The organism is Phenylobacterium parvum, from assembly GCF_003150835.1.
GTDB lineage: Bacteria > Pseudomonadota > Alphaproteobacteria > Caulobacterales > Caulobacteraceae > Phenylobacterium > Phenylobacterium parvum.
In genome coordinates, this window is sequence record NZ_CP029479.1 from 1,816,933 (window position 1) to 1,840,927 (window position 23,995).

Annotated in this window: 24 protein-coding genes; 8 read left to right on the top strand and 16 right to left on the bottom strand. The window is 67.9% G+C overall.

The genetic code is table 11. The features are described 5' to 3' along the window. Nucleotides 1-44: 44 nt before the first annotated feature. The 10 genes from HYN04_RS08695 to flbT form a co-directional block, all read right to left on the bottom strand. Nucleotides 45-431 carry a hypothetical protein gene (locus HYN04_RS08695; protein ID WP_110450401.1) on the bottom strand — a complete coding sequence of 129 codons (387 nt, stop codon included), beginning with the start codon at nt 429-431 and terminating at the stop codon, nt 45-47. A 50-nt stretch (nt 432-481) separates the two neighbouring features. Continuing rightward, the gene (locus HYN04_RS08700; protein WP_110450402.1) at nt 482-1,162 is read right to left on the bottom strand and encodes a hypothetical protein; all 681 of its coding nucleotides are present in this window, start codon (nt 1,160-1,162) and stop codon (nt 482-484) included. Between the two features lie 57 nt (nt 1,163-1,219). Next, a complete protein-coding gene (locus tag HYN04_RS08705; RefSeq protein WP_110450403.1) occupies nt 1,220-4,078 on the bottom strand; it encodes a hypothetical protein in 2,859 nt (952 codons plus the stop codon). A gap of 77 nt (nt 4,079-4,155) precedes the next feature. After that, nucleotides 4,156-4,992 (bottom strand): flagellin, encoded by an 837-nt coding sequence (locus HYN04_RS08710; RefSeq protein ID WP_110450404.1) that lies wholly within the window; start codon nt 4,990-4,992, stop codon nt 4,156-4,158. Nucleotides 4,993-5,173: 181 nt separating this feature from the next. Beyond that, nucleotides 5,174-5,464 carry a flagellar protein FlaG gene (locus HYN04_RS13685; RefSeq protein WP_110450405.1) on the bottom strand — a complete coding sequence of 97 codons (291 nt, stop codon included), beginning with the start codon at nt 5,462-5,464 and terminating at the stop codon, nt 5,174-5,176. Nucleotides 5,465-5,577: 113 nt separating this feature from the next. Next, nucleotides 5,578-6,405, bottom strand: coding sequence for a flagellin (locus HYN04_RS08720; protein ID WP_110450406.1), 828 nt, complete (start codon nt 6,403-6,405; stop codon nt 5,578-5,580). 278 nt (nt 6,406-6,683) lie between these two features. Continuing rightward, nucleotides 6,684-7,514 (bottom strand): flagellin, encoded by an 831-nt coding sequence (locus HYN04_RS08725; RefSeq protein ID WP_110450407.1) that lies wholly within the window; start codon nt 7,512-7,514, stop codon nt 6,684-6,686. Nucleotides 7,515-7,756: 242 nt separating this feature from the next. Continuing rightward, nucleotides 7,757-8,704, bottom strand: a complete 948-nt coding sequence (locus HYN04_RS08730; protein ID WP_110450408.1) for a UDP-glucuronic acid decarboxylase family protein — start codon at nt 8,702-8,704, stop codon at nt 7,757-7,759. 36 nt (nt 8,705-8,740) lie between these two features. After that, the gene (gene flaF, locus HYN04_RS08735; RefSeq protein ID WP_110450409.1) at nt 8,741-9,106 is read right to left on the bottom strand and encodes a flagellar biosynthesis regulator FlaF; all 366 of its coding nucleotides are present in this window, start codon (nt 9,104-9,106) and stop codon (nt 8,741-8,743) included. Then, nucleotides 9,066-9,491 carry a flagellar biosynthesis repressor FlbT gene (gene flbT / locus HYN04_RS08740; protein ID WP_110450410.1) on the bottom strand — a complete coding sequence of 142 codons (426 nt, stop codon included), beginning with the start codon at nt 9,489-9,491 and terminating at the stop codon, nt 9,066-9,068. Before flbT ends, flaF begins: the two co-directional genes overlap by 41 nt. 164 nt (nt 9,492-9,655) lie before the next feature. Between flbT and HYN04_RS08745 the strand changes: the two genes are divergently transcribed. The 3 genes from HYN04_RS08745 to HYN04_RS08755 all read left to right on the top strand — a co-directional run bounded on the left by HYN04_RS08745 (nt 9,656) and on the right by HYN04_RS08755 (nt 13,953). Next, complete coding sequence (locus HYN04_RS08745; RefSeq protein ID WP_241962599.1) at nt 9,656-11,416, top strand: tetratricopeptide repeat protein; 1,761 nt, start codon at nt 9,656-9,658, stop codon at nt 11,414-11,416. After that, nucleotides 11,416-12,963 carry a tetratricopeptide repeat protein gene (locus HYN04_RS08750; protein ID WP_110450412.1) on the top strand — a complete coding sequence of 516 codons (1,548 nt, stop codon included), beginning with the start codon at nt 11,416-11,418 and terminating at the stop codon, nt 12,961-12,963. The genes HYN04_RS08745 and HYN04_RS08750 overlap by 1 nt, the downstream gene beginning before the upstream one ends. 120 nt (nt 12,964-13,083) lie before the next feature. After that, nucleotides 13,084-13,953: an AAA family ATPase gene (locus tag HYN04_RS08755; RefSeq protein ID WP_110450413.1), complete on the top strand. Its 870-nt coding sequence runs from the start codon at nt 13,084-13,086 to the stop codon at nt 13,951-13,953. A gap of 78 nt (nt 13,954-14,031) precedes the next feature. On the opposite strand, the gene HYN04_RS08760 is transcribed toward HYN04_RS08755, so the two are convergent. Together HYN04_RS08760 and HYN04_RS08765 are read right to left on the bottom strand one after the other, a co-directional pair. Next, nucleotides 14,032-14,400, bottom strand: a complete 369-nt coding sequence (locus tag HYN04_RS08760) for a hypothetical protein (protein ID WP_110450414.1) — start codon at nt 14,398-14,400, stop codon at nt 14,032-14,034. 11 nt (nt 14,401-14,411) lie between these two features. Continuing rightward, nucleotides 14,412-15,224, bottom strand: a complete 813-nt coding sequence (locus HYN04_RS08765) for a universal stress protein (protein ID WP_110450415.1) — start codon at nt 15,222-15,224, stop codon at nt 14,412-14,414. Nucleotides 15,225-15,376: 152 nt separating this feature from the next. Here HYN04_RS08765 and HYN04_RS08770 point away from each other — a divergent pair, with 152 nt between their 5' ends. From HYN04_RS08770 to HYN04_RS08780, 3 genes are all read left to right on the top strand, one after another. After that, nucleotides 15,377-15,964 (top strand): YfbR-like 5'-deoxynucleotidase, encoded by a 588-nt coding sequence (locus HYN04_RS08770; RefSeq protein ID WP_110451359.1) that lies wholly within the window; start codon nt 15,377-15,379, stop codon nt 15,962-15,964. 10 nt (nt 15,965-15,974) lie between these two features. Beyond that, nucleotides 15,975-16,925: an NUDIX hydrolase gene (locus tag HYN04_RS08775; protein ID WP_110450416.1), complete on the top strand. Its 951-nt coding sequence runs from the start codon at nt 15,975-15,977 to the stop codon at nt 16,923-16,925. Nucleotides 16,926-16,986: 61 nt separating this feature from the next. Continuing rightward, nucleotides 16,987-17,964: an NADP-dependent oxidoreductase gene (locus HYN04_RS08780; protein ID WP_110450417.1), complete on the top strand. Its 978-nt coding sequence runs from the start codon at nt 16,987-16,989 to the stop codon at nt 17,962-17,964. Nucleotide 17,965: 1 nt separating this feature from the next. Here the strand turns inward: HYN04_RS08780 and HYN04_RS08785 are convergent, their stop codons facing one another. Further along, on the bottom strand, nt 17,966-18,883 hold the full coding sequence (locus tag HYN04_RS08785) for a sterol desaturase family protein (RefSeq protein WP_110450418.1): 918 nt from the start codon (nt 18,881-18,883) through the stop codon (nt 17,966-17,968). Further along, complete coding sequence (locus tag HYN04_RS08790; RefSeq protein WP_241962600.1) at nt 18,883-19,302, bottom strand: hypothetical protein; 420 nt, start codon at nt 19,300-19,302, stop codon at nt 18,883-18,885. The genes HYN04_RS08785 and HYN04_RS08790 overlap by 1 nt, the downstream gene beginning before the upstream one ends. Before the next feature lie 71 nt (nt 19,303-19,373). Here HYN04_RS08790 and HYN04_RS08795 point away from each other — a divergent pair, with 71 nt between their 5' ends. Continuing rightward, nucleotides 19,374-20,387: an adenosine deaminase gene (locus HYN04_RS08795; RefSeq protein ID WP_110450419.1), complete on the top strand. Its 1,014-nt coding sequence runs from the start codon at nt 19,374-19,376 to the stop codon at nt 20,385-20,387. Here HYN04_RS08795 and HYN04_RS08800 read toward each other — a convergent pair. After that, nucleotides 20,381-21,451 carry a beta-N-acetylglucosaminidase domain-containing protein gene (locus HYN04_RS08800; protein WP_110450420.1) on the bottom strand — a complete coding sequence of 357 codons (1,071 nt, stop codon included), beginning with the start codon at nt 21,449-21,451 and terminating at the stop codon, nt 20,381-20,383. The genes HYN04_RS08795 and HYN04_RS08800 overlap by 7 nt on opposite strands. Before the next feature lie 88 nt (nt 21,452-21,539). On the opposite strand from HYN04_RS08800, the gene HYN04_RS08805 reads away from it, so the two are divergent. After that, complete coding sequence (locus tag HYN04_RS08805) at nt 21,540-22,655, top strand: beta-ketoacyl-ACP synthase III (RefSeq protein WP_110450421.1); 1,116 nt, start codon at nt 21,540-21,542, stop codon at nt 22,653-22,655. 119 nt (nt 22,656-22,774) lie between these two features. Here the strand turns inward: HYN04_RS08805 and HYN04_RS08810 are convergent, their stop codons facing one another. After that, entirely contained in the window at nt 22,775-23,995 is a 1,221-nt protein-coding gene (locus HYN04_RS08810; RefSeq protein WP_110450422.1) for a M48 family metalloprotease, read from the bottom strand.

Sequence of the window (23,995 nt, forward strand, 5' to 3'; positions counted from 1 at the left end):
TTCCGCCTATGTTCCGCCGGAGGCGGGGTCATCCACAGGGGATTTCAGCCGCCGGGCGCCATCGGCATGGCCCCGGGAAGGACAAGGCGCCCATCGCCCGACCGGACCAGGGCCAGGAAGCGGTTCCCCTCCCAGGAGGTCGAGGTGTAGATCCCGGCCGGAACCAGGAAGAGGAAGTTGCCCTGGTAGGCGCCGGCGATGTTGGTCTGGTTGCCGCCCATGTTGAGGAAGCGGATGCGCATGGCCTCGAGGGCGGCGGCGCAGTGCTCGAGGTCCGGCTGGGCGGTTGGCAGGGGGTTGTACTTCAGCCCCTGCTGGGTCGGCTGGACATGATAGCAGGTCCCCGGTGTGCCGGGCGGCTCGATCCGCTTGGCGCAGGCCGAAAGGGCGGCCAGGGCGACAAGGGCGACAAGGGTGATGGGCGCGCGCATGGCCTGAGCCTACATGCTGGCGCCATCGGGGGCGAGCCCCTTCCCTGCCCTCAGCCGGCCCCGGGGAAGGTGCAGTTGGGTCCCTGCTCCAGGAGCAGGCGGAAGTTGCGGTTGTCTCCCGAGACTTCGACCTTTCCCGGAACCAGGCGGAGGGTCTGGCCGCCCCAGCGCCCGTAGGCCGCCTCGCCCGGGCGCTCGCACTGACCGGCGAACAGGGTCTGTACGCAGGCGGCCTGGGTCATCTCGCCCGGCAGGCGGCTCCAGGCGCTCCCGCCATGCCGCCAGCACGGGGCGACAGGCGCCGACGCGGCCGGCGCGGCGGCGGGCGGCGGCGGCGATGGGCGCAGGACCTCGACCGGCTGCGGCGTGTCCGTGGGAGGCAGGGGGGTGAGGGCCGCCCCCGCTGCGCCGGCGCCCAGAGCGCCGGAGGCATCGATCCCGACATCCAGCGCCCCTGAGGCGACGCCATTGCGACGGGCGCAGTCCTCGAGCGGCAGGTCGCCGACAAACTGGCCGTCCACGTAGCAGCGCAGGGGCGTCCCGGCGGCCAGGCGGGTTTCGGCGCGGGGACCGGCCTCGACCACAAGGCCGCCTTCAAGCGCCGGCGGAGGCCCGCTTCCCGGACGTCCGAGAACGAGAAGAAGCCCGGCGCAGGCGAGGCCCGCCGCGAGGGCGACGGCGGCGCCGATCAGCACCGGTCGCTTGAACCTTGGGACGGGGCTCGGTTCCATACTGTCTCGCTAGTGCCCAGCCCGTCTGGATGCAAGCCGCCTGTCCGACGGGAACCTTCAGCCAGATCCCGTCAGCTTGGCCAAGGCTTCCTGGTAGTTGGCGATCTGCTTCTGCATGTAGGCCGGAACCGCGGCGGCCGGCGCAGACTGGGCGGCCTTGACCGAGGACGGCGTGGCGGCGTCCTTCAGGTCGCGATAGGCGGAACGGACCACGGTGATGGCGGCGGCGAGCTCTGCGGCGGAGTGGCCGATCTCGGCGGCGTTCTCGAGGTTGATCTTGCCGTTCAGCTTCAGCCCGAAGATGGGATAGCCGCCGTCCGCCGGCGCCATCTTGCCGCCCTTGGCGACCGTGGTGGTGCGGAGCACGCCTTCGGGCAGACCCAGGCCCCTGAGGGCGTCCTTGCCCTCGGGCCCGGCGATCAGCTCGACCACGTTCCGCGCCGTGAGGGGCCGGACCTGAAGCCGGCGGCCGCCGTCGACGGTCATGACCCGGACATCCGCCTGGCCCGCAAGGGCCCGACCCATGCGCTCGGCGAAGGTGGTCAGCGTGTCGCCCTCGCGGACAGTGATCGTCGTCTTCTGGCCATTCAGGCGGCCCCGGACCTGCAGTTGGTCACCGACGCGTACGGAACTCACGGCGTCGAGGCGAAGGGAGTCCGCCGCGTTCACGGCCCCGGTGGGGAGGCCGAGACGGTCGAGGATGCTGGCGCCGCCCGGATCGACGGCGATGGCGGAAGGGGCGACGAAGCCGTCCTTGCCGCTGAAGCGGCGCGACCAGTCAATGTTGCCGTTGGAGGGATCGATCTCGGCAACGAAACCGTCGACCGTGCCGATCTTGTCGAGGGAAGGCAGGTCGGCCCTGGTGGTCCCGGTCAGGAAGACCCGGTCAGCCTTGATCGAGACGCCGGTCACGGTGTCCTCGCCGGTCCCACCGAAATAGGTGAGGCGATCCCGTCCGGAGGGATTGAGCGACGTCGAGAGCCGGGCGACGAAGCCATCCTTGCCGCCGGAATAATCCCTGACGACATTTCCTGCAGACAGGTCGCCGGACCAGGCGTTGCCCGCGACGATGATCCGCCCGCCCGCCATCCCCAGGCCGGTCAGGTCGCCGCCTCCTAGGCTCCCGATGTTTCGGGTCGCCGCGAGGGCGGGAGCGCCACCGGAGAGGTCGAAGCGCCGGATCACGCCAAACCCGCCGTCGTTGGAGGCCAGGTAGAGATTGTCGCCGTCGATGAAGAGGCCCCGGGCGACATCCTTGCCGGTGTCGCCGGCGATCGCGGCCGCTGAATAGGTGACGGTGTTGTTGGCGCCGGTCTCGTAGGTCTCGAGGAAGACATCGGACTGTCCGAGGCCCGAGAGGCCGGACCTGCCGCCGGTGGAGTTCCCGGCCACATAGAGCTTGCCGGCGGAGTCCCAGGCCAGGTGGGTCGCCTCGTCGTCGCCCACGGACCCCCGCCGTTGGGTCCAGGCCTCCTCGCCCGCGGCGTTGTAGACGGTCACGAAGCTGTCTGAGACGCCGCCCTTCAGCTCTGTCACGGAGCCATTGGTCGCGCCCTCGAGCTTGCCCTTGATCTTTCCGGCGATGGCGATGCGTCCGTCGTCGGCGACCGCCATCGACAGGCCGGACGCCTCATCCGAAGCGCCGAGGTCGCGGGAGAACAGGAGCTTTCCCGCCGAGTCGAACTTCTGCAGCACCACGTCCCGGTCACCGCGGATCTTTTGCCCGCCCAGTTCGCCCGTGACGTCCGACAGCACCAGGACCGAGCCGTCGGAGAGGGTCTGCATGGAGCGGACGGAAGCCAGGGCCGCATCGAGGGTTTTCGACCAGACCTGTCCGGCGACCTTTGGCGCAGGGGTGTTCAGGGGATCGGGCGGAGCCAGGGACTCCGCGCCGGTCTGGAGCTTCAGCATCTGGTTGGTCAGAACCGCGTCCTGGGTGGAAGGCTTGCCGTCGGGATCGGGGTTCCCCGCCTTCTGGGCGATGTAGATGGCCGGAACCGTGGCGGCCGGGGTCAGGGTCACCGCCTCCGAGCTGTCCATCTTGAGGTTCAGGGCCCAGGAATCGGGCGTCTTGCCCAGGGACACCGTCTTGCCCCCGACCGTGGTCGTCCTCTCCTGGCCCGGTATGCGCCGGGTCTCGAAGCGGGTGGCCAGCCCCTCGGCCTCGAGCTGGGCGTTCACCTCGCTCACGAAGCGCGGGAGGGTGCGCTCGGACGGCGGCACGGAGGACAGGTCGACGCCGATCGTATGCGTCTGGTTGATCCGGGCGATCGACAGGGTGAAACGGACATCCCCCTGGAGAGCATCGCTGGCGGCGTTGAGGTCGGACGCCACGAGGGGCGGGGTCTGGTAGGCCGTCGCCGCGACGCGACCGGCGGCGGCCGCGCGGGTGGACGCGTTCACCTCTCCCTGGACCAGGCGAAGGCGATCAAAGCGCGAGGACTCGACATAGCCGAGAACCTCCTTGACCCCGCGCTGGAACACCTTCTGCAACTGGGCCGCTTCGGACGCGGTGACGCCCTTGGCGCGCGCGTTCTCCGCCAGCTGGGAAAGGGTGTTGAGGCCGTTGTAGAGGGCGAAGAGCTTCTTGTAGTCGCTGCTGGCGTTGGGAAGGTCCAGCTGGGCGGCGTCTTCGTTGACCAGGCTCCCCCCGGACATGGCCTGCTTGGCGGCCTTGCCGAGAAGCTCGGGCGTGTTGGCCGGGTTCGGCCGGGCGGTGAGAGACCAGGGCGCTATCGGCGCATAGAGCCGGCTGGTCAAGGCCGTCCCGGCGCCGGCGCCCTTGCCGGCGTAGAGCCCGCCCAGGAGGTCCGCAGAGAGCCCGGCCGCGGAGGACGACAGGGACGCGCCTCCGGACAGCCCTGACTGGAAGAGGGACGAAACGCTGCCGGCCGGGAGGTTACGGATCGAGGTCAAGACCTTGGCCCTTCGGGCTCACGGGGAGCCCCCGCAAATGTCAGCCTAGAGCCCAAGCCTTAAGGACTCCTCACCCCCTAGTTGCCCCGGAACAGGGACAGGATGATGTTCGGGGCCTGGTTGGCGATGGAGAGGGCCTGGGCGCCCAGCTGCTGCTGGACCTGGAGGGCCTGCAGGCGTGCGCTTTCCTTGGCCATGTCGGCGTCGACAAGGTTGCCGATGCCCGCCTCGACCGCATCGGTCAGCTTGCCCACGAACTTGTTGTGGCTCTCGATCTGCTTCAACTGGGCGCCCAGGTCCGCAAGGGCCAGGCTCACATTGCCGATCGACGCCTGGAGCCGGCTGAGCACGCCGGCCGCCAGGGTGGCCGTCGTGATCGAAGAGGTCGTCGCCACGGTGATGATCGCCTGCCCCGGCCTGAGATCCTGGTTCGACAGGGTCACGGTGGTCGAGGCGCTGGCGTCGGCCAGGAACTGCAGGCCGCCCGGCAGCGAATTGTTCAGGAGGTCGGCGCCGTCAAATGAGGCGTTTCGGATCACCTGGCTGATCTGCGCCAGCAGGGCCTTGAAGTCGGCGTCGAGGGCGTTGCGGGACACGGCGGTCAGCGAGGCGTCCTGGGCCGCGACCACCTTCTCCTTCATCTGAACCAGGAGCTCGGAGACGGTCTGGCCGGCGGTAAGCGCGATGTCGCCGATCGACTGGGCGCGGTCGAGGCCCATCTTCACCGCGGCCAGGCCGCCGACATCGGCGCGCTGGTTCTGGGCGATGGCCCAGATCGCCGAATTGTCCTTGGAAGTCGAGATCCTCAGCCCGGTGCTGATCTTGTTCTGGACGCCGCCCAGATTATCGGTTGTCGCATTCAGGTTCTGCAAGGCGGCCATGGCTGCCTTGTTTGTGTTGATGTTCAGCGACATCCCGCCCTCCTTGGCGATGCTGCGGACCGTCCGCGTGGGCGCGACTCGGACCGCTTGAGCCTTTCTAGACGCACCCTTGTCGCTGAATCATGGTTTGCAAATGGTTAATGGCGGAACGCACCGCGCCGCCGCCGGCGGGCCGGGGCGGTTAAGGGTCGTCCTGAGGTCGACAGCGGACCTGTCAGGCGGTGGCGCGGATGATGACTCCGGCCGAGTATCTCTGCTCACTCAGCATCTTGACGATCTCTTCCATCGGATACTGCGAGACGATTTCACCGGTGCGGCGATCAATCGTCTTGTAGACGTAGGAACTGCCCCTGGGCTCAATGACCAGGCGTAGATCGGCGGCGGGATGCGGCGTGAACTTGGGTGCAGACGTCTCGGCGCGCTCGTTCTGTGCGGCGGGCGGGGCCTGCTGCTGGCTCGTATTGAGCTCGGGCGGGACCGGGACGAAGTTGATCTTGTTTTCCATGGCTCCTGTCTCCGACGGTTTGAATGCGTCGGGAGGGAGACGGCGCCCGGGACGGCGACCAGCGCCGCCCCGGGAGCGTCACGCGGCGCCTGGGCGCCGCGCGACCCGTCCACCTAGCGGAAGAGGCTGAGCAGCGAGGACGGCCCCTGGTTGGCGATCGAGAGCGCCTGGAAGCCAAGCTGCTGCTTGGTCTGCAGGGCCTGGATCTTGGCGCTTTCCTTCGCCAGGTCGGCGTCCACGATGTTGCCGACACCGGCGTCGATGGCGTCCTGAAGCTTGTTGACGAAGTTCAGGTGGGTCGCCAGCGACCTGGAGCCCGAGCCAAGCTTGGCCAGGGCGAGGGACACGTTCTGGATCGAAGTATTCACCGCGGCGAGGGCGGTGTTCGCATTAGCCGTCGTCGTGATGTCCTGCGCCGCAGCCACGGTGACGTTGGCGCCGCCGAGGGCGAGGGACTGAGCCTGAACCGTGATCTTGCTCGAGCCGGATTCGTCGGCCAGGGCCTCGATGTTGGTTGCACCAGAGTTGATCAGGTTCTTGCCGTTGAAGCTCGAATTGTTCACCGCCTTCGTGATCTGGTCACGCAGCGAGACAAAGTCGGCGTTCATGGCGTTGCGGGAGGACGTGTTCAGCTGCGTGTCCGCAGCCGCCAGGGCCTTCTCCTTCATCTGGTTCAGGAGGTCGGAGATGGTCTCTCCGGCCGCAGTCGCCACGTCGACGGTCGACTGGGAGCGCTGGAGCGATTCCCGGACGGCGTTCAGGGCCTGGGAGGAGCCGCGCTGGTTCTGGGCGATGGCGAAGATGGCGCCATTGTCCTTGGCCGACGCGACCTTCTGGCCGGTGGAGATGCGGGTTTGGGAAACGCTGAGTTCGGACTGGGTCCGGTTCAGGTTCTGGATCGCGAGCATGGCCGCGACATTGGTGTTGATGCTGGCAGACATTGGCCAACCCTTCTTCTGAGGTTTCCGGCCATCATTTTGATGGCGGGGAGCGTTTTGCTCCGGTGGGAACCCTGCAAGGATCGGGCCTGCTCAGGCCACAAAGGGGAACACCTTAAATTATTGCTTTTATTGTATTAATTCCCTGTTAGCCATGCCGTGGTGGGCAGAAAGTTCCGGGAACGGGGCAAGTTTTGCCGGGCCCGCCAGGCAGTTTCAGCCCAGCGTGCATCAAAAGGGGGGACCAGGCGGACCGAAAACGGCCCGCCTGGCCCTGCGTCCTAGCGGAAGAGGCTCATCAGCTGGCTCGGCCCCTGGTTTGCGATCGACAAGGCCTGGATGCCGAGCTGCTGCTTTGTCTGCAGAGCCTGGATCCGGGCGCTTTCCTTCGCGAGGTCCGCGTCCACGATGTTTCCGATACCGGCGTTCACGGCGTCCTGAAGCTTGTTCACGAAGGTCAGGTGGGTCGACAGGGCCCGGGCCCCCGTTCCCAGCTTGGCCAGGGCGAGGGACACGTTCTGTAGCGACACGTTCACCAGGGAGAGCGCAGCGGAGGCCAGGGTGATCGTGTTGACAGCGGTGGTCGCAGTCACGGTCACATTGGGTCCGCTCAGAGCCAGCACCTGCGCCTGTACGGTCAGGAAGCTCGTGCCCGTCTCGTCCGCCAAGGCAGCCACGTTCTGGGCGCCACTCCTGATAAGGTTGCCCCCGTTGAACCCGGCGTTGTTGACGGCCTTGGTGATCTGATCCCTCAGGGAGATGAAGTCAGCGTTCATCGCCGCCCGGGAACTTGTGTTCAGTTGCGCGTCCGCCGACGCAAGTGCCTTCTCCTTCATCTGGAGCAGAAGGTCGGAGACGATTTCACCGGCTGAAGCCGACACATCCACCACGGATTGACTTCGCTGGAGGGACTCCCTCACAGCGTCGAGTGCGCGGGAGGTGCCCCTCTGGGTCGTCGCAATGGCGAAGATTGCGCCATTGTCCTTGGCGGTGGCCACCTTGAGGCCGGTTGAAATCCGCTGTTCAGCGCTCCTCAGTTCCGCTTGTGACGCATTCAGGTTCTGGAGCGCCAGCATGGCGCTCACGTTCGTGTTGATGGATTGAACACCCATTGTCGTACCTTCCATTCTGGTCGGGGATTTTCGTCCGGCGTTTTGCGGACGCGCGATTCTTCGCGTCGGGATCCACGCAAGCGCCGGGCCAGTCGCAATTGTGGCGCGACAGCCTTCCGGGTGTTGATTTTACTTGTTTTTCAAGCCGGCGCGGGCCCGAGACCCCTGTGGAGACGGGCGCAAAGTTCGCCGCCCCGGCAGCATCCGCCGGGCCAATCCTGCCGCCCCGGGGGCAAAGGCCCCTAGACGGGTTCCGACGCGAGGAGGTTGTCGAAGTAGGCGATGGTCCGGGTCAGGCCCTCGTCCAGCTCGATGGTCGGCTTCCAGTCGAGAAGCTGGCCGGCCAGGCTGATGTCCGGTCGCCTCTGGCGCGGGTCGTCCGACGGAAGGGGCATGTGCACCAGGCGTGAGGAAGACCCAGTCAGGGCGATGACGCGCTCGGCGAGGGCGCGAATGGTGAACTCCCCCGGATTGCCCAGGTTGACCGGGCCGGTGACGTCATCGGGGGTGTCCATCAGGCGAAGGACGCCCTCGACCAGGTCGTCGACGAAGCAGAATGACCGCGTCTGGAGCCCCTCGCCATAGAGGGTGATGTCCTGGCCCTGGAGGGCCTGCACGATGAAGTTGGAAACCACCCGGCCGTCATTGGGATGCATGCGGGGGCCGTAGGTGTTGAAGATCCGCGCGACCTTGATCCGCAGCCCGTGCTGGCGGTGATAGTCGAAGAAAAGGGTCTCGGCGCACCGCTTGCCCTCGTCGTAGCAGGAGCGGATGCCGATCGGGTTGACGTTGCCCCAATAGTCCTCGGTCTGGGGATGCACGGCGGGATCCCCATAGACCTCGCTTGTGGAGGCCTGGAAGATCTTGGCGCGCCGGCGCTTCGCCAGGCCCAGCATGTTGATCGCCCCATGGACGGACGTCTTGGTCGTCTGGACCGGATCGAACTGGTAGTGCACCGGAGATGCCGGACAGGCGAGGTTGTAGACCTCGTCGATCTCGGCAAAGAGCGGAAAGGTCACGTCATGGCGCATCAGCTCGAAGGCGGGATTGCCGAGCAGGTGGGCGACGTTTCGTCTCGAGCCCGTGTAGAAGTTGTCGACACACAGGACCTCATGTCCGGCCTCAAGGAGGCGCTCGCAGAGGTGTGAGCCGATGAACCCCGCGCCGCCGGTGACCAGGATGCGTTTCATTTTGGGGACCGAAGGCTCCGCGCTGGGGGTCGGGAATCAGGCCGCCGTTTCGGCCCGCGCGCTCAGACCCTGCATGATCATGCGGTTGACGTCGATGAGATCCTGGATGTCCTCGTCGCCCCGGATCACTTCGCTGGTGTACTTGCTCACCCAGATCGAGAGGGAGATGATCCCTGCCCGGAGCTCAGGGGGAAGCTGGTTGCCTTCGGCGCCACAGTCCGCCGCAAGGACGGACCACATGCGTCGGTTCCAGTCGAGCGCGCCCGCCCGGCCGACGAAATCCTTGGGATCGAGCTTTGAGGCGTCTACGAGCGCGAGCGTGACCTGGGCGAACAGGCGGTACTCGGTCTCGCGGGGCGTCTCAACCCTCGTCGCGGCCTTCTGATACGCCTGCAGGGACATTCCCCAACCTCACGTCCTCGTACTCGATAAGCTTCCGGCACCCCAGGAGGGCTTTGTAATAGTCGCGCTGCATGCAGCAACGCGAAATCGTTACGCACTCTGCAAGAATCTGTGGGTTTCGAATTACGCCCATGAATTCGCTCAGCTTCTGGACGAATTCATCATAGTATTTCGACGCATCCGAGGGATCGAGGTACATCATCATGACGGGCAGATAGATGCGCCGCGCCGGGGTATTCGCGTTCTCAGGCTGAAGGATGTCTTTTTCTCGAAGAACGGAGGCTTTGTTCTGGAGGATCAACACCCCACGACGGTCGCCATTCTGGACAACAGCCCCATTGAGAACGAATTTTTCCCCGGGCTTCAACGAGAGCTTGAGAGGCAATTGGCGTTCCCCGACGTGTCTGAGCCCCCTGGGCCGCGACAACGAGAGCAGACCCTAGGAGGCGACAGGTTAACGATATCCTTCCATCGTGAACGATCATGGTTAATCCGACGTTAACCCGGGGACTCCAGACTGAAGTGGCCTGCAGACTGATGGAAGACCCCATGTCGGACACCGCAGCGCCTGCGCGCGCCCTGAGAAACAGCGCCGCAAACCTCATGGGGTCGAGCGCGTCCGCCAACGCCCTGCGGGCGATCCGGCTGGGCCTGGCCGACCAGAAGTCGCTGAAGATTGCGCCCCTGCTGGAGAAGGCGGTTCGGGAAATCCGGGGACACCGGCCCGAGAGCGCCGCCGAACTGGCGCTGGAAGCCCTGCAGATCGACGAACGCAGTGGGCTGGGCTGGCATGTTCTCGCCATCGCACAGGAAGGTCGGGGAGATTTCGTGAACTCCCTGAGCTGCTACGAGGCGGCCGTCGCCCTGCTGCCCGGCGACCAGGAGATCCTGATCAACCTGGCTCGACTGGCGTTTCGCATGGGGATGCCAGAGACAGCAGAGGGCCTGCTGAGGCACGTCCTGGCGATGACGCCGGATCATGCGGAGTGCGTGAACAACCTGGCCCTTGCGGTCCAGGCCCAGGAGCGGACGGCGGAAGCGATCGAGATCCTGCGGACCTTCCTGGCCAGCAGGCCCGGACACGCCAACATCTGGAACAGCTTGGGAACCATGGTCGCAGACCAGGGCGATCCCGAGAATGCGGAGATTTTCTACCGTGAAGCGCTGCGCCTGGACCCCAAGCTCGCACGCGCCCGATACAATCTTGGCAACCTCTGGCTGACCCTTGGCCGGGCGGAAGACGCCCTCCGCGAGGTCGAGAACGCCCTGCGCTCTCCATTGGCGGCCGATGAGAAGGCGATGATGATCCTCACAAGGGGACTCTCCCATCTGACCTTGGGCCGGATCGAGACGGGGTGGCGGGATTATGAGGCCCGGAATGACAGCCACTTCCCGGATGGAACCCAGTTCGCGCTGGAGGCTCCGCGCTGGAAGCCCGGGCAGTCGCTGGCCGGCAAGTCACTGATGATCGTGGGCGAACAGGGACTGGGGGATGAAGTCGCGTTCTCGAACATTGTCCCCGACGTGCTGGACCTGCTGGGCGATGAGGGACGACTCTTCATCGCCGTCGAGCCCCGGCTTGTCGCCCTTTTTGCCCGCAGCTTCCCAAAGGCGGACGTCATGGCCCACGCGACCGTCAAGGTCGCGGGCAGGACCATCCGCGTCGTCCCGGAGCTTGAACGTATCGGCGGGGTCGACCTGTGGACGCCCCTGGCCTCGCTCTTCCAGGACGTGCGACCTTCAATCGACAGCTTCCCCCAAAGGGTCGGGTTCATTACCCCCGACCCCGGCCGCGTGGCGCACTGGCGCGAGGCCCTTTCCCGGCTCCCGGCGGGCCCAAGGGTGGGCCTGCTTTGGAAGAGCGCCGTCCTCGCGGCTGGCCGGCACCGCTTCTTCTCCTCGTTCGAGGCGTGGGAACCGGTCCTGAGAACCCCCGGCGTTGTCTTCGTGAACCTTCAGTATGGCGACTGCACCCACGAGTTGCAGCTTGCCCGGGAGCGCTTCGGAGTCGAAATCTGGAATCCGCCGGGGATCGATCTCAAGAAGGACCTGGATGACATCACAGCGCTTTCCATGGCGCTGGACCTCGTGATCGGATTCTCGAACGCGACCTTCAATCTCGCCGCCGCCGCCGGGGCGCCCGCCTGGCTGATTTCGGCGCGGGGCGCCTGGACTGCACTTGGGACGGATCGCTACCCCTGGTATCCGCAGGTGCGCCTCTACCGCCCGGACGCCTTCGCGGCCTGGGAACCCGTGCTCCAGAGGGTTGCAGATGATCTATCCGGGATGCTGCAACCGGATCCGGAGTGATGCGGCGGGACACGCCCCATGAAGGCCGCAAGGCGCTGGCCGAGGCCCGGCGGCTGGAGGCCAAGGGGGATCTGACGGGCGCCCTTTCAGCATACCAGGCGGCGCTGGACGAGCGGCCCGACGATCCTGCAATCCTGACGGGCATCGGAAGACTTGCGCTGGCCCTGGACATGGCGCCTGCAGCCGAGAGCGTCCTGAAGCGCAGCCTGGCCTACCTGCCCGGTGAACCGGAGGCGACAAGCCTGCTTGCGAGGTCCCTCTCAGCCCAGGGCCGGTCAGGACAGGCCATTGATGTCCTTAGCGAGCAGGTCCTGGCCGATCCGCTGGATGCGCGCATCTGGAACCAACTTGGACTGCTGGTCGCCGAACAGGGGAACTTGGCCTCCGCTGAAACCTTTCTCGGAGAAGCCCTTCGGCTTAAGCCCAACCTCACGCCCGCCCGGTTCAATCTTGGCAACCTGCAGATGTCGAGCGGGGACGCCACGGCCGCGCTTGCGACCTTCCTCTCGATACGGGAGGGCGGGCTTGCGGCCAGGGAGAGGGCCATACTGAACTTCTCCCGGGCCTGCGCCCGACTTCGCCTCGGGGATCTCGCCCGCGGATGGAGGGACTATGCGGCCCGGAATGATCCGGCGTTCCCCGGAGCTGCGGCCTTTGACATCCCTGGCCGGCGCTGGCGGCGGGGCCAGCCCCTCTCCGGTCTGGACCTCCTGCTCGTGGGTGAACAGGGGCTCGGGGACGAGGTGCTCTTCGCCGGCCTGGTCCCGGACCTGTTGGTGAGGCTGGGCCCGGAAGGCAGCCTGTCCCTGGCTGTCGAACCCCGCCTCCAGCCTCTGTTCCGCAGGGCCTTCCCTGCGGCGCAGGTCATTTCCCATGCCACGGTCGAGACCGGCGGAAGGAAGATCCGGCGCCTCGCGACGCCGGTGAAGTCTGCCGCCTGGGCGCCCATGGCGGACCTCCTGCCCGAGTTTCGTCCTCAGGCCGACGCCTTCCCGGAACGGGTCGGCTACCTGCCGCCCGACCCGGACCGTGTCGCCTTCTGGCGTCGGGCTCTTGGGGCGGAGCTGCCCGGGCCGCGGGTCGGCCTGCTCTGGAAGAGCGGGATGATGACCGCCGGGCGGGCCAACGCCTTCCCTTCATTTGAGGCCTGGGAGCCTGTGCTCAGGACGCCGGGCATCGCCTTCGTCAACCTCCAGTATGGGGACTGCGGGCCGGAGATCGCCCTGGCGGGGGAACGCTTTGGCCTGAAGGTCTGGACACCGCCGGACATCGACCTGCGCAACGACTTGGAGGACCTGAGCGCCCTGTCCTGCGCGCTTGACCTCGTGGTCGGCGTCTCCAACGCCACGTTCAACCTGGCCGCCGCGGCGGGGGCGCCCGCATGGCTGGTCGCCGCCCCGGACGCCTGGACGACGCTCGGGACCGACCGCTACCCCTGGTATCCACAGGTCAGGGTGTATGCCTGCGCCCTCCCCGGCGACTGGGCTCCCGTGATGGAGGCCATCGCCTCAGACCTCCGGCAGAACGATTTCGCCGCCCGCACCTGAGGCCGGTCCCCGCCCCCGGACGAAGCGGCTTGAATGTCTCCGGCCAGTCTTTAGTGTGCCCTGAGGATTGAAACATTTGTTCGGGCGCCCCCCGCAGGGCGGCGCTCCCGGGGAGCCCAGATGAGCCAGCGTTTCGAAGGCACCGACAATTACGTCGCCACAGATGACCTCAAGGTGGCCGTCAACGCCGCCATCGCCCTCGAGCGTCCCCTCCTGATCAAGGGCGAGCCCGGCACCGGCAAGACCGTGCTGGCCTACGAGGTCGCCAAGGCCCTCGATGCCGAGCTGATCACCTGGCACATCAAGTCCACCACCAAGGCCCACCAGGGCCTGTACGAGTACGACGCCGTCACCCGTCTGCGCGACAGCCAGCTGGGCGACGAGCGAGTCAAGGACGTCCGCAACTACATCAAGAAGGGCAAGCTCTGGGAGGCCTTCACGGCCCCGAAGCGACCGGTCCTGCTGATCGACGAAATCGACAAGGCGGACATCGAATTCCCGAACGACCTCCTGCAGGAGCTCGATCGGATGGAGTTCTACGTCTACGAGACCAACGAGACCATCCGCGCCGAGATCCGGCCGTTGGTGATCATCACCTCGAACAACGAGAAGGAGTTGCCCGACGCCTTCCTGCGCCGCTGCTTCTTCCACTACATCCGCTTCCCCGAGGCCGAGACGATGAACGACATCGTCGAGGTGCACTATCCGGGCATCAAGCAGAAGCTGGTCGCCGAGGCCCTGCGGATCTTCTACGACATGCGCAAGGTGCCGGGCCTGAAGAAGAAGCCCTCCACTTCCGAGCTGCTGGACTGGCTGAAGCTCCTCATGGTCGAGGACATCAGCGACGAGATGCTGAAGGAACGGGACCCCACCAAGCTGATCCCGCCCCTGCATGGCGCCCTCCTGAAGAACGAGCAGGACGTGCAGCTGTTCGAACGCCTGGCCTTCCTGGCCCGCCGCGAGAGCGGCCCGCCGCGCCCCGGCCAGTAAGCCGCCGCGCCGACCCCGATTGAAGACGCCCCGGCCGCAAGGCCGGGGCGTTTGTCATTCCGGATATCCGCGAAGGCGTCAGGCCTTCTGGACCTCGACGATCTTGTAGGTCAGGGGCTGGCCGTCCTCATCCGTGACGGTGACGTACTCGCCCACCACGAAGCGATGGTCCCCAAGCCGGTGGACCGGTTCGTCGTCGTCGCTGGACGCCTTGTCGTAGTCGAAGAACCAGTTCGCGCCGCGGCGGGCCAGGCGGCCCATGACGGCGTCCTCGTCGGGGGCGAAGCGGCGCACGGAGCACTCGGCGCGGGTGGCGGCGTAGGCCTCGGGGTCGAGGCGCCCATCCGCAGTGAGCGGGGCGGTCAGGGTGTAACCCCGGCGGTCGTCGCCGCCGAACTCGGAGCCCGGATTGCGGGCGAGCCGCATGACAATGCGCGACAGGGACATGCGCGAAACCTCTAATGCGAAAGGAAGAGAGACGGCTGGTCCGCCGCGAGCAGGGAGCGCGTGGTACCCCCGAAGATGAACTCCTGCAACCTCGGGTGCCCAAAGGCCCCGGCGACAAGCAGGCTGGCCCCGACGCGCTTGACGGCGCCCAGGAGGAGCCCGGCGGCCTCGCCCTTCTCGCCCAGGACCTCGATCTCGGCATTCACGCCGCGGGCCGCATAGTAGGCCTGGAGCCGTTCGGGATCGAAGTGCCGCGAGCTCGCCTTGGGGGCGGCGAGCAGGACCACCCGCGAGGCCTTTTCCAGCAGGGGCAGGGCGAGGCGGGCGGCCCGGCTGGCTTCCTTGCCGCCGTCCCAGGCCACGGCGACCACGCCGCCCACCTCAAAGCCCTTGCGGGCGATCAGGACCGGCCTCTGCTCGTCAGCGACGATCTGCTGGAAGCACTCTGCGAGGGGGCCGCGCCCCCGGGCCGGATCGTCCCCAAAGATCACCAGGTCCGAAAGCCGGGCCTCGGCGGACAGGGCGGCCCAGACGGGGCTGTTGAGGGCGGCGAACGTCTTCTTCCCGTAGGTGCAGGCCTCGAAGGCCGCGCGGGAGCGGGTCTCGCCCGTGGCCGCCGCCTGCCGCAGGGTCTCGATGGCGGTGGTCTGGACGCCGCCGAGATAGCCCTCGCCCAGCCAGGGCATGATGTCGGCCACATCAGCCGGCGCAAAGACGGCGGACACCTCGGCCCCGAAGGGATCGGCCGCGCGCACGGCGGCGTCCAGGACGGCCACGTCACCCTCGACACCGGCCAGCGGCGCCATCACTCTCGCCCAGCTCATCGCAATCTCCCTGGTTCCTGTGGACCCTAGGCCAGAAGCCTGCGCACCGACATTGATCTTTCTCAAGGCCCGGTGCACCTGTCGGGCATGGGCCCGACAGGAGATCAGCCTTGAAGCGCGCCGCCACAAGCCCTGTCCGGGCCTGGCAGCGCATGCTGTCCGGGCGTCGGCTGGACCTCCTCGACCCCTCCCCCGTCGACATCGAGATCGAGGACATCGCCCACGGCCTGGCCCGGGTGGCGCGTTGGAACGGCCAGACGACGGGCGAACATGCCTTCTCCGTGGCCCAGCACTCCCTGGTCGTCGAGGAGATCTGCGTCCACCTGAGGCCCGACCTTGACCCCCGCTGGCGCCTCGCCGCCCTGCTGCATGACGCCTCGGAGTACGTGATCGGCGACATGATCAGCCCCTTCAAGGCCGCCCTGGGCTATGACTACAAGGCCGTGGAGCACAGGCTGGAGCAGGCCATCCACATCCGCTTCGGCCTGCCCGCCCGGACGCCGGCGGACATCCGCAAGCTCATCAAGTCGGCGGACCGGGCCTGCGCCTTCTTCGAAGCCATCCAGCTGGCCGGGTTCGGCCGGGACGAGTCTGTTTCGCTCTTCGGCGCGCCGCCGGCCGGCTACCACATCGAGATCGAACCCCTGGCTCCCGGCCCCGCCCAGGCCCGCTATGTCCAGCGCTTCCACCTCTTGTCCGAGGCCGCGGGCTTCACCCCCGCGCCCGCGGTCCTGACCTAGGGCCGGCGCCATGTCCCAGCGCATCGTCATCGGCCTGTCGGCGGTGGTCGCCGCGGTCTCAGGGGGCGAGGCGCGCGTGCTGACCGTGCGGCCTGCCGGGCAGGCGGCGGCCCTGCCCTTCGGCCCCTTCGACCCGGTCGCCGACCGGACCTTCGAGATCGCCCTGAGGACCTTCGTCTCGGCCCAGACAGGCTTTGACCCAGGGTATGTCGAGCAGCTCTACACCTTCGGGGACAAGGGCCGCGACGCGCCCCTGGCCGCTGTCGACGGGTCGGCGGCGGCGCGGGTGATCTCGGTGGGCTATCTCGGCCTGACGGCGCGGGCGGACACGACGGCCCTGGAGGGCGCATCCTGGTCGGCCTTCAACAGCTTCTTTCCCTGGGAGGACTGGCGCGAGGGCCGGCCCTCGGTCCTGGCCGGGATCGAGGCGGCGTTGCGGGCCTGGGCCGGACCCAGCCAGGCCCGCCTGGCCCGCGTGCGGCTGCTCTTCGCCCTGGACGAGGCGCCCTGGAACGAGGAGCGGGCGCTGGAGCGCTATGAACTGCTCTACGAGGCCGGCCTCGCCCCCGAGGCGGCGCGGGACCGGGGCGAGACCCCTGACCCCGCCGTCGCACGGCTGGGTCTGGCCCTGGGAGAGCCGATGATCTCGGACCACCGGCGCATCCTGGCCACCGCCCTCTCCCGCCTGCGGGGCAAGCTGAAGTACCGCCCGGTGATCTTCGAGATGATGCCCGAGGCCTTCACCCTCTCCGCCCTCCAGAGAGCCGTCGAGGCCGTCGCCGGGGTGGCCCTGCACAAGCAGAACTTCCGCAGGGCCCTCGAGCGGTCCGGCCTGGTGGAGGGCCTGGGACGCCTGGACCAGGACACCGGCGGCCGACCTGCCGAGCTGTTCCGGTTCCGGCGGGAGGCCCTTTCCGCGCGCCCCGCCTCGGGCCTCACCCTGCCCCTGCTGCGCGACTGACCGCCAGCCCTTGGCCGCGGGCCCGCGCTCGCCTAACGATGGGAAAACGGAGGAAGCCCCCATGACCACCGCCCGCCAGGTCCACCTTGTCCGCCGCCCCGGCGGCATGCCCGTCCCCGAAGACTTCGCCATCGTCGAGGCGCCCCTGGCCGACGCCGGCGAGGGCGAGATCCAGGTGCAGGGCCTGATCCTGTCGGTCGATCCCTACATGCGGCCCCGCCTGAACGCCGACCAGAAGCTGGGCGAGGCCATGGCCGGAGGCGGGATCGGGCGCGTGGTCCAGTCCCGCAACCCGAAGTTCCGGGAGGGCGAGATCGTCCGGCATGGCCAGGGCTTCTCGGAGCGCTTCAACAGCGACGGCCGCGGCGTGCAGGTCCTGAACCCCGACCCCGACCTGCCCCTCAGCGTCTACATGCACGCCCTGGGCGGCACCGGCATCACGGCCTATGGCGGCCTGCTGGAGACCGGCGCCCTGAAGGATGGCGAGCAGGTCTTCGTCTCCACCGCCGCCGGCGCGGTGGGCTCGGTCGCCGCCCAGATCGCGAAGATCAAGGGCTGCTACGTGATCGGCTCCACAGGCTCTGACGACAAGAAGCGCTGGCTGCTGGAGGAAGCGGGCCTGGACGCCGCCATCAACTACCGGTCGGAGAACCTGCGCTCCGCCCTGAAGGCCGCTGCGCCGAGGGGCATTGACGTCTATTTCGAGAATGTCGGCGGCGCCCACCTGGACGCCGCCCTGGCCTGCATGAACCTGCGCGGCCGTATCGCGGTCTGCGGCATGATCTCGACCTACAACGGCGAGCGCGAGGGCGTGCGGAACCTGTCGGTACTGATCTACGGCCGGATGCGGATGGAGGGCTTCGTGGCCTCCGACTTCCCCCACCTCCAGGAGCAGTTCCAGGCCGACATGACCGGCTGGCTGAAATCCGGCCGCATCCGCTACCAGGAGACCGTGCTGGAAGGCTTCGAGCGGGCGCCCGAAGCCCTGATCGGCCTCTTCGAGGGCCGCAACGCCGGCAAGATGCTGGTGCGGGTCTAGGTTACTCGGCGGGCGTCCGGGCGGCGGCGTCGCGGGCGGCCCAGCGGGCGCGGAGGCTCTCGCTGGTCTCCCGGCTTCCGTCGGGGCTCCAGCCCGGCGGGCCGAAGAGGTAGCCAGCGACCTCCCTCAGCGACCGGGCCGAGGCCAGGTCGCGCCCGATGGCGATCCACTCGTGGAAGGCCACGGTCAGGAGGTTGAAGCTGCCCAGGTTGCGGATCAGGCCGTAGCGCGGCTTCTCCTCGTCCAGCTCGGCCTGGAAGGTGCCGAACATCTTGTCCCAGATGATCAGGATGCCGGCATAGTTCCGGTCCAGGTACCGGGGGTTACGCGCATGGTGCACCCGGTGATGCGAGGGCGTGTTGAACACCGCCTCGAACCAGGCCGGCATGCGCCCCACCGCCTCGGTATGAATCCAGAACTGGTAAACGAGGCTGATCCCCTGCTGGATGAAAATCTGCGCCGGCGAGAAGCCCAGGAAGGCCAGAGGCAGCCAGAGGAGCCAGGTCCCCGCCAGTCCTCCAGTCCAGGTCTGCCGGAGCGCGGTGGACAGGTTGTAGTGCTGGGAGGAGTGGTGGTTGACGTGCGCCGCCCACCAGAACCGCCGCTCGTGGCTCAGGCGGTGGAAGGCGTAGTAGATCAGGTCCTCCAGGAAAAAGATCGCCACCCAGCCCCACCAGGCGTCGAAGGGGACGGTGAAGATGCGATGTTCCCAGACCCAGACCGTGGCGGCGAAGATCAGGCCCGCGGTCAGGAGGGCGGGGATCCCGCGCAGCAGGCCCATGGCCAGGGAGGCCAGTGTGTCCCGGGCCTCGTACTCGGCCTTGGCCAGGCGCAGGCGACCGAGGCCGATCTCCAGCAGGATGGCCAGGATGAAGAAGGGGATGGCCAGCTTGACCGGGTCGAAGGGGGCTTCCAGCATCACACGGTCTCCGGGGACCAGCCCGACAGGGCGGGGCGGGCGAGGCGCGGGCTGACGCCGCCCAGGCGAAGATGCAGCCGGCCGTCACGGACCGGCGCGGCGGCGGCCTCGGCCCAGGGGAGGTCCCGGGCCACCCAGGCGTCGCCGAGGCGGAACAGGTAGAGGGCCCTGTCCCCGGCCCGGGCCAGGGCCGCGGCCCCGTCGGCTGCAATCCAGACCCGATCGATCCGCGCCTCGGGATAGTCCTCCGATAGAAGGGTGCGCGCCGAGGTCTCGTCCAGCGGCGGGGTCGCCCGGGCCAGGCGCGCGACCGCCGCCAGGGCGACGATCACCAGGACGGCGGCGCCGGACACTGCAAGCTGGGTCAGGAAGGGGGGAATGGAAATGGCGGGCTCCTCTTCCGCCCAAGAGTCCGGCAAGCCGCCAGGAGCGTCAAGCTGAACGGCGCGCCACCTTGACGCCTTGGGCCGGGTCGCGCTGTCCTGCGGTCATGGACGCCCTGACCGACTTCATCCGCCGCCTGCCGAAGGCCGAGCTCCACATGCACGTCGAGGGCTCACTTGAGCCAGAGATGATGTTCGACCTGGCCCGCCGGAACCGGATCGCCCTGCCCTTCCCCAATGTCGAGGCCGTCAGGGCCGCCTACAGCTTCAGCCGCCTGCAGGACTTCCTGGACATCTACTACCAGGGGGCGGCCGTCCTCCGGACCGAAGAGGACTTCCACGACCTTGCCCTGGCCTACTTTCGCCGGGCGGCGGCCGATGGCGCCGTGCGCTGCGAGATCTTCTTCGATCCCCAGACCCACACCGACCGGGGCCTGCCCTTCGGCGTGGCCATCGAGGGCCTCCTGTCCGGCATGGCCGCCGCCGAGACCGAACTGGGCCTGTCGACGGGGCTGATCCTCTGCTTCCTGCGCCATCTGCCCGAGGACGCGGCCCTGGACACCCTCAAGGCCGCCGAGCCCTGGCTGGATCGCCTTCTGGGTGTGGGCCTCGACTCCTCCGAGGCGGGGTTCCCGCCCTCGGGTTTCCAGAAGGTCTTCAAGGCCGCCGGCGAGCGGGGCCTGAAGCGGGTCGCCCACGCCGGCGAGGAGGGCCCGCCCGCCTATGTCGCCGAGGCCCTGGATCTGTTGAAGGTCGACCGGATCGACCATGGCAACCGGGCCCTGGAGGATGACGACCTGACCGCACGACTGGTGCGGGAAGGCCAGGTCCTGACCGTCTGCCCCCTTTCCAACCTCAAGCTCTGCGGCGTGCCCTCCCTGGAGGTCCATCCCCTGAAGCGGATGCTGCAGCTGGGCCTGAAGGCCACCGTGAACTCGGACGACCCGGCCTATTTCGGCGGCTACCTGCTGGACAACTGGGTGCAGACCGCGCGGGCCGTGGGGCTGGAGCGCGAGCACCTGGTCACCCTGGCCCGGAACAGCCTGGAGGGCGCCTTCTGGACCGAGGCCGAGGGGGCGCCCCACCTGGCCCGCCTGGACGTCGTCGCCGCCGGTCAGTGATCCCCGGCCATCATGTCGCGGGTCATGACCCAGCGCCCATCGAGCCAGTCGACGATCTCGCGCGCCGCGGGATGGTCGAAGGCTGAGTAGCGGGCCCTCAGCCGCGCCTGCACCTCGGGGTCCATCCGGTCACGGCCGGTGTCGTTCAGCAGGATCAGGTGTCGACGCACCAGGTCGGCGAGGTCCGGCCCAAGCACCGCCTGCGCCGACGCCGCCAGGGCCGCGCCGTAGTCGTAGGCGTCGCCCAGGCGGTAGCTCTCCGGCAGGGTGAGGGCGGGAAGCAGGGTCAGCTCGGGCTGCAGGGCGGGGTTCACCGCGTGCGCAGACAGATGCTCCCCGATGGCGGCCGGACGCCCCGTAAAGGCCCGCAAGTACAGGAAGGGCGACATCCGGGGGCCGTCGTTGACCGGATAATTGTCCCAGAGGAAGGGGCGGCGGCCCAACTGCTGGGTCACCCGCGCCAGGTGATTCACGCCGTAGGCCCGGCTGCATACCTCTTCGCCGGTCCAGAAGACCTCGATCCGGCGGTCGAGGGCCGCGCCGAGGGTCTCAAGGTACCCTTCAGGCCGCGCGCCGAAAGCCATGTCGAGGGCAGGGTCGTCGGTGTAGTAGGTGGGACAGAACACCACCCGCGTGGCCTTCGTCCGCCCGGCGATCCAGTGGACGATCTCGGCCTGAGCCTCCGCCAGGCCCGGCAGGTCGCCGCGCATGTCGTCGAACAGGACGCCCAGGTCCTGGACACCCAGGTCATCCAGGAAGGTCAGCTTGTCGGCCAGGGCGGCCTTGGTCTCCGCCCCGAAGTCGCGCCACACCTCGAAGGGGCTCAGGCCGACGCCGAACCGGACGCCGGCGTCGCGGCAGGCGGCGGCGAAGGCGGCCAGGGCCCCGGTCTCGGCTTCCGGCGGGGTCTCGCGCCACCTGCGGCGCAGGAAGGCGTCCGCCTTGGGGGCGTACATGAAGAACCGGTATCCGGCCCCGGCGAGGCGCCGCATCACCCGCTCCCGGGCCGTCCAGTCCCACGGCAGCCCATAATAGCCCTCGATCAGCCCCAGTTCCGGCGTCATCGCCTCGCCCCGCTCTTCCCGCCCCGTCCCGCCGTGCTATTCAGTGCGCCCCGGTCCTGACGGACCCGGATCGGAGCGGAGAGACATCTTGCACGCAGCGGTCATCGCGGCCACCGGCCTTTTCACCCCCGCCGAGCGGGTCACCAACGCCGAACTGGTCGAGGCTTTCAACGCCTTCGTCGCGATCCACAACGCACGGAACGCAGACGCCATCGCCGCCGGCGAGATGGAGGCGCTCGCCCCCTCGTCCGTCGAGTTCATCGAGAAGGCCTCGGGCATCAAGTCCCGCTACGTGATGAACCGGTCCGGCGTTGTCGATCCTGAGGTCATGCACCCCCTGATCCCCGAGCGATCCAATGACGAGTTGTCGGTCATGGCCGAGATCGGCGTGGCGGCGGCGAAGGACGCCATCGCCCGCTGGGGCAAGGACGCTTCGCAGATCGACGCCGTGATCTGCGCCGCCTCCAACATGCAGAGGGCCTATCCGGCCATGGCCATCGAGATCCAGCAGGCGCTGGGCATCGAGGGCTTCGGCTTCGACATGAACGTGGCCTGTTCCTCCGCCACCTTCGGCATCAAGACCGCGGTCGACTACATCGCCTCGGGCTCAGCCCGGGCCGTGCTGGTGGTCAATCCCGAGATCACCTCCGGCCACCTGAACTTCCGAGACCGGGACAGCCACTTCATCTTCGGCGACGTGGGCACGGCCGTGATCGTCGAGCGCGCCGACCAGGCGACCGGGGGCTGGGACATCCTCGGGACCCGGCTGAAGACGGTCTTCTCGAACAACATCCGCAACAACTTCGGCTTCCTGAACCGCACCGCCCCCGGCAGCGAAGGCGCCGCCGACAAGCTCTTCGTGCAGGAGGGCCGCAAGGTCTTCCGCGAGGTGGTGCCGATGGTCGCCGAGATGATCATCGCCCACGCCGCCGACCTGGGGATCGACCCCACCGCCCTGAAACGGCTCTGGCTGCACCAGGCCAACATCAACATGAACGACCTGATCGGCCGCCGGGTCCTGGGGCGCGATCCGACGCCGGAGGAAAACGTCATCATCCTCGATGAGTTCGCCAACACCTCGTCGGCAGGGTCGATCATCGCCTTCCACCGGGCCCACGAAGACTTCACCTCCGGCGAGACGGGGCTGATCTGCTCCTTCGGCGCCGGCTACTCGGCCGGAACGGTCTTCGTCCGCCGCCGCTAGACGGGACAACCGCCCCTCCGCCGCCCCCCTCGCCGCGCATCGCGCGGAACTCTCCCTTGGGGGAGCAACTGTGTGGATTGTCACCGGACTGGCGGAGTCCCGCCTGACGACGCCCTGCGCTACTGGGGGACCTGGTCCGGTCGGACCAGGATCACGGGCATGGGCGCGGCCTTGTGGGCCGCCTTCCAGTCCATGGCCATCCTGACCCGCGAGCCCACCGAGGGGTGGGTGTAGAAGAGGACCTCCTCCAGCCACCCGGGGGTCGCCGCCCGGTACTCGATGGTCTTCACGAGGGCCCGGGCGAGTCCGTCGGGCTCGCGGGCGCGCTCCAGAGAGAAGCGATCGGACTCAATCTCGCCGATACGGGTCAAGCTCGCGGTCACCGGGGTGGACGCCAGGCCCAGGACGAGGAGCAGGGCGGCGATCACCGGATATCCCGCCGGGTCCGCCAGGTCCCGGACGCCGGGTGCGCCCAGCAGCCGGGCGGCGAAGGAGAACAGCCGGTCGACAAGGAAAAGGCCCAGGACCGCCAGGAGGGACAGGACAATGGCGTTGCGCCACACGTGACCAAGGACGTAGTGCCCCATCTCGTGGCCCACCACGGCGCGGACCTCCGGGATATCCGCGTCCTTTTTGAACATCACGTCGCTCATGGCGATCCGTGCGCTGCCCATCAGGCCCGAGACGTTGGCCGTGTAGCGGTTGGACTGGCGCGAGCCGTCATAGATGAAGATGCGGTCGGACGGGACGCCGTTGGCCTTGGCCAGGGCGACGACCGCATCCCGGACCGGTCCAGGCGGCGCTGGCTTGTACTGGTTGAAGAGGGGATCGATGAGCACCGGCGCCACCACCATCATGACCGTGAATGCGCCGGCCACGAGTGCACCCGACCAGGCCCACCAGAACCGGGGCGACCGACGGATCAGGGCGTAGAGGGCCACGCCCATCGGGACGGTGAACAGGATCCCGAGGACGGAGACGAGGGCATACTCCGCAAGCCAGCCTGAGAGGGCCTGGCTTGTCAGGCCGTAGCCCTTCTCACGGGACCAGTCGGCATAGATGGACCAAGGGAGGTTCAGGATGGCCTCGATGCCGAAGGAAAGGCCAAGGACCAGGGCTGTAAGCCGGAGAGGCCCTATCCCACGGGCCTCCAGCCGGTCCCGCAGCCGGACGAGAACACCAGACCTCAGGATCACCATGAGCACGGCCAGGCCCACCAGGGTGGTCCAGAGCAGGATCCAATGCCCACCCTGGGTGTAGGCGGTCGCCCGAGCGTGGCTGGCCGCGTCGAGGGTGGCCAGATAGGTGGCGGTGGCGGTGGCGGGGTCAAAAACGGTCAT

Bases quoted from the DNA above. Each gene is read 5' to 3' on its own strand.
- HYN04_RS08695 (WP_110450401.1), bottom strand. From the start codon at position 431: ATGCGCGCGCCCATCACCCTTGTCGCCCTTGTCGCCCTGGCCGCCCTT.
- HYN04_RS08700 (WP_110450402.1), bottom strand. From the start codon at position 1,162: ATGGAACCGAGCCCCGTCCCAAGGTTCAAGCGACCGGTGCTGATCGGC.
- HYN04_RS08710 (WP_110450404.1), bottom strand. From the start codon at position 4,992: ATGTCGCTGAACATCAACACAAACAAGGCAGCCATGGCCGCCTTGCAG.
- HYN04_RS13685 (WP_110450405.1), bottom strand. From the start codon at position 5,464: ATGGAAAACAAGATCAACTTCGTCCCGGTCCCGCCCGAGCTCAATACG.
- HYN04_RS08720 (WP_110450406.1), bottom strand. From the start codon at position 6,405: ATGTCTGCCAGCATCAACACCAATGTCGCGGCCATGCTCGCGATCCAG.
- HYN04_RS08725 (WP_110450407.1), bottom strand. From the start codon at position 7,514: ATGGGTGTTCAATCCATCAACACGAACGTGAGCGCCATGCTGGCGCTC.
- HYN04_RS08730 (WP_110450408.1), bottom strand. From the start codon at position 8,704: ATGAAACGCATCCTGGTCACCGGCGGCGCGGGGTTCATCGGCTCACAC.
- flaF (WP_110450409.1), bottom strand. From the start codon at position 9,106: ATGTCCCTGCAGGCGTATCAGAAGGCCGCGACGAGGGTTGAGACGCCC.
- HYN04_RS08745 (WP_241962599.1), top strand. From the start codon at position 9,656: ATGTCGGACACCGCAGCGCCTGCGCGCGCCCTGAGAAACAGCGCCGCA.
- HYN04_RS08750 (WP_110450412.1), top strand. From the start codon at position 11,416: ATGCGGCGGGACACGCCCCATGAAGGCCGCAAGGCGCTGGCCGAGGCC.
- HYN04_RS08755 (WP_110450413.1), top strand. From the start codon at position 13,084: ATGAGCCAGCGTTTCGAAGGCACCGACAATTACGTCGCCACAGATGAC.
- HYN04_RS08760 (WP_110450414.1), bottom strand. From the start codon at position 14,400: ATGTCCCTGTCGCGCATTGTCATGCGGCTCGCCCGCAATCCGGGCTCC.
- HYN04_RS08765 (WP_110450415.1), bottom strand. From the start codon at position 15,224: ATGAGCTGGGCGAGAGTGATGGCGCCGCTGGCCGGTGTCGAGGGTGAC.
- HYN04_RS08770 (WP_110451359.1), top strand. From the start codon at position 15,377: ATGCTGTCCGGGCGTCGGCTGGACCTCCTCGACCCCTCCCCCGTCGAC.
- HYN04_RS08775 (WP_110450416.1), top strand. From the start codon at position 15,975: ATGTCCCAGCGCATCGTCATCGGCCTGTCGGCGGTGGTCGCCGCGGTC.
- HYN04_RS08780 (WP_110450417.1), top strand. From the start codon at position 16,987: ATGACCACCGCCCGCCAGGTCCACCTTGTCCGCCGCCCCGGCGGCATG.
- HYN04_RS08785 (WP_110450418.1), bottom strand. From the start codon at position 18,883: ATGCTGGAAGCCCCCTTCGACCCGGTCAAGCTGGCCATCCCCTTCTTC.
- HYN04_RS08795 (WP_110450419.1), top strand. From the start codon at position 19,374: ATGGACGCCCTGACCGACTTCATCCGCCGCCTGCCGAAGGCCGAGCTC.
- HYN04_RS08800 (WP_110450420.1), bottom strand. From the start codon at position 21,451: ATGACGCCGGAACTGGGGCTGATCGAGGGCTATTATGGGCTGCCGTGG.
- HYN04_RS08810 (WP_110450422.1), bottom strand. From the start codon at position 23,995: ATGACCGTTTTTGACCCCGCCACCGCCACCGCCACCTATCTGGCCACC.